The organism is Rhizobium sp. MHM7A (genome assembly GCF_005862215.1).
Lineage (GTDB): Bacteria > Pseudomonadota > Alphaproteobacteria > Rhizobiales > Rhizobiaceae > Rhizobium > Rhizobium bangladeshense.
This window is the reverse complement of sequence record NZ_VCHT01000054.1, coordinates 1-3,224: the sequence shown is the minus strand read 5'-3', so window position 1 is coordinate 3,224 and position 3,224 is coordinate 1. Positions and strand designations below refer to the sequence as shown.

At 62.4% G+C, this 3,224-nt stretch carries 1 protein-coding gene; it reads right to left on the bottom strand.

All coding sequences use genetic code 11. The features are described 5' to 3' along the window. Positions 1 to 164: 164 nt before the first annotated feature. Positions 165 to 3,224 (bottom strand): Ti-type conjugative transfer relaxase TraA (traA, locus tag FFR93_RS40220; RefSeq protein ID WP_138397210.1); only part of this gene is annotated, 3,060 nt, incomplete at its 5' end.

Below are 3,224 nucleotides of genomic sequence, written 5' to 3'. Positions count from 1 at the left end.
GATGCGCCACAGGCCGAGTGGCTCGCTCGGTGTCAGATTGATGCGGTAGCCGCCGGCGACGGCAGTCACCACCAGCAGGATGGCGGCTACCGCCGCCATCGACAGAACCACTATGGCTCGTCGTTGCTGCGTCGTCATCGCCCGGCGCGCTCCAACTCCCACCGTCATTTCAGCGAGAGCCCTTGGCTCTTCGTCTGACGCATCGTCTCAGCCTGCTTGAGCGCTTCGGTCGTTCGTTCATGAGAGCCAAGTTGCTGCACCGTCCGCATGGAATTCCACGCGGACTGGACCTCAGCCTTCTGGCCAGCCGTCATGCCCGATGTGATGGTCTCGAACGTCTTGCCGCCGGTGTCTTTCGCGGCCAAGGGCAGGAACGTCCGTTCCCCGAAACGCTCGGACACCGCCTTGGCGAAACCTTCGAGTTCGGCCTTCACCATCTTATCGGCGAGCACGTATTCGAGGCTTGCGGACAAATCGTTGCGATCGATCGCATCGCGCACGCGTTCGAGCGTTTGCTTGGCGGCTGGAGAGAGCGCTGGGATGTCGACGGAAACCTTGAGCCGAACCGCGCGCTCCTCCGTCTCATGTTTGAATTCGGCCTCGGCCCGCTCACGAAGATAACGTTCAAGATTACGGGCGAGCGCCGGCACATTGGCGAGCGCTTTTTCCCGGTCCTGCTTGTCGCCACGGCTCGCGAAAAGACCGGTCTTGCCCTTTAGCGCGCCAAAGCTCTCTGGCTCGCCGGCAATCCTTGCCAGGGTGGACTGCGCGACCGATTGGTCCTTCAACATGGTATCGACATTGATCGCCTTGAAGGCAGCTTCCGGCTTCGCGTAGACGAGCTGGAAGCGGGTCGAGACGTCCTCCCATTGTTTCTTGAGGCCGGGATCGGCGGCGAGCTTGTCTTTGACAGCCTGGTCGAGCGATTTCGGGAAGGTGGTGATGCCTGATACCATGGGCTTTGCCTCCTTGATTGTGTCCGGGATGGAGTGTTTGTTGCTGCCGCGGACCAGCCCGAGTGCCGCGCCGATGGCGGCAAGTCGGGCGCCGAGGTCGGCGAGTTTCTGTTTCTGCCGGACGGCCCATTGGAGCCGATCGTGTGCGATCGTGCGGGCGACGTTCATGAGGTGCAGGCCGCGGGCCTCCGCAAAGCGCAAGGCTTGGCGATAGAGAGCGCTCTTCTCGTAGTCGAGGCTGGTTTCCTTGGCGTTCCGGCGCGACAGGATCGGGATGAGGCCGCCGGACTTCGCGAATGAGCGACTGCCGTAGTAGACGGCGAGATCCTCGCGATGGCGCGTCATCGCCACATAGGTGAGATGCCGGTCCAATGAAAGGGAAGCAAGCACCTTCACCCGGTCGACGGTCGCGCCCTGGCTCTTGTGGATCGTTGTCGCATAGCCGTGGTCGAGATTGTTGTAGAAGCGCTGCTCGACCGTGACCTGCCGGCGGTGCTCGGCGTCGCCAATCTCCGCAACGATCCGGCCGGGTGCAGCCTCAAGCACCTTTGCGAGCATGCCGTTCTTGACGCCAAGGCTGCCCTCGTTCTTGAGGAACACGATCTGGTCGCCGGTCGCGAACATGCGAGTTCCTCCCTCTGTCTTGAACGCGAATCCATCTGCGACGACGCCACGCTCGACCAGCTTGGCGCGGGCCATATCGTTCAACATCCGAACATCGCGGCGAAGGTGTGCGAGGATCAGGCTGGTCTTCGAAGGATCGTAGTCCCGGTCCCAAGCTGCGATCAGGCTTTCGACGGCCTCATCCTTCAGTCTCAGACCAATCATTCGACCATGGGCGGTGTAGGCATCGACCGCTTTGCCGACATTGCCGCGCGCGAGATCGAGCGAGGCGTCGCGCATCCATTGCTGGCGCTGACGATAGATCGTCTCGAGTTCGGCATAACCAATGCGATCGGCGATCGCACGGAAAGCTGCACCGGCCTCGATCGGTTGAAGCTGTTCCGGATCACCGACAAGGACGAGTTTGGCGCCGGCCTTGGTGACGGCTTCGACGAAGAGCGCCATCTGCCGTGACGACACCATGCCGGCCTCGTCGAGTACGAAAACGCATCTGTCGTCGAGCTGGTTGCGACCCTGGTTCCAGCGAAGCTCCCACGACGACAGCGTGCGGGAAACGATGCCAGCTTCCTTCTCCAAACCTTCGGCGGCTTTGCCAGCCAAGGCGCCGCCGACCACACGATAGCCGGCCGTTTCCCACGCCTCGCGCGCAGCCTTCATCATCGTCGTCTTGCCGGCGCCGGCGCGGCCGATGACAGCGGCAATCCGCGTGGCCCCGGCGACATGCTCGATCGCCGTTCGCTGCTCATCCGACAGACGGGGATGGCGCGCAAACGTCGCCTGCAGCACCGCCTCACGGACGCCATGGGTGGCGCGACCGGAGAGCCAGCTCGCGCGATTGGCCATCTCGCCTTCAAGCCGGATCATCTCGCGCGTGGTGTACTTCGCGGGTGTCCGAATACCTGTCGCAAAGTTGATCCGCTCGCGTTCGAGCCGGAGCGCTTCCGGACTTTGCAGAATCCGGACCATCAGACTTTGGAACAGAGCGACATCGTCGATATAGCGATACAACACCTTCGCAACATCGCGTTCGTCGAAGACGCTCTTCTCCCGGGTGATCAGGTCGAGCACGATCTCCGGACGGCGCTGGATGCGCCGCGCATTCTCCCTGCGACGTTCCTCCTGAAGCTCGATGCGTTCGAGTTTGGGAGTCGAGGTCTCCGACTTGTGGTCGGATTGCTCGGCCTTGCGCTCGATGGCTTTGGCGCCGACGCCGAGGTGAATGGTTGGCTCGAGGTCGATACCCTGCTTTTCGAAGGAACGGCCGTCGATGCGGATATCGAGGCCGGCAAGCGCCAGATGTTTGTTCTGGCAGGCAAACCAGCCGTCGCGAAACGCATTGAAATCGTCAGTGCTACCGGCCCACAGCTGATAGACGATTTTGCCGGCGTCATTTCGGATTGGCTTGCCATCCGGGCCGAGCACCGCGACCTTCTTCGAACCGAAACCGTCTTCGGTGAGCGGCCGCAATGTGGTCATGAGGTGGACGTGAGGATTGCCGGGGGCGTCGTGATAGACCCAGTCCGCGACCATGCCCTGCGCGGTGATGTGCCGCTCCACAAAGTCGCGCATGAGCGCGATGTTCTGCTCGGCCGTCAGCTCGAGCGGCAGGGCTATGGTGACGTCCTTGGCGAGCTGCGCGTCGGA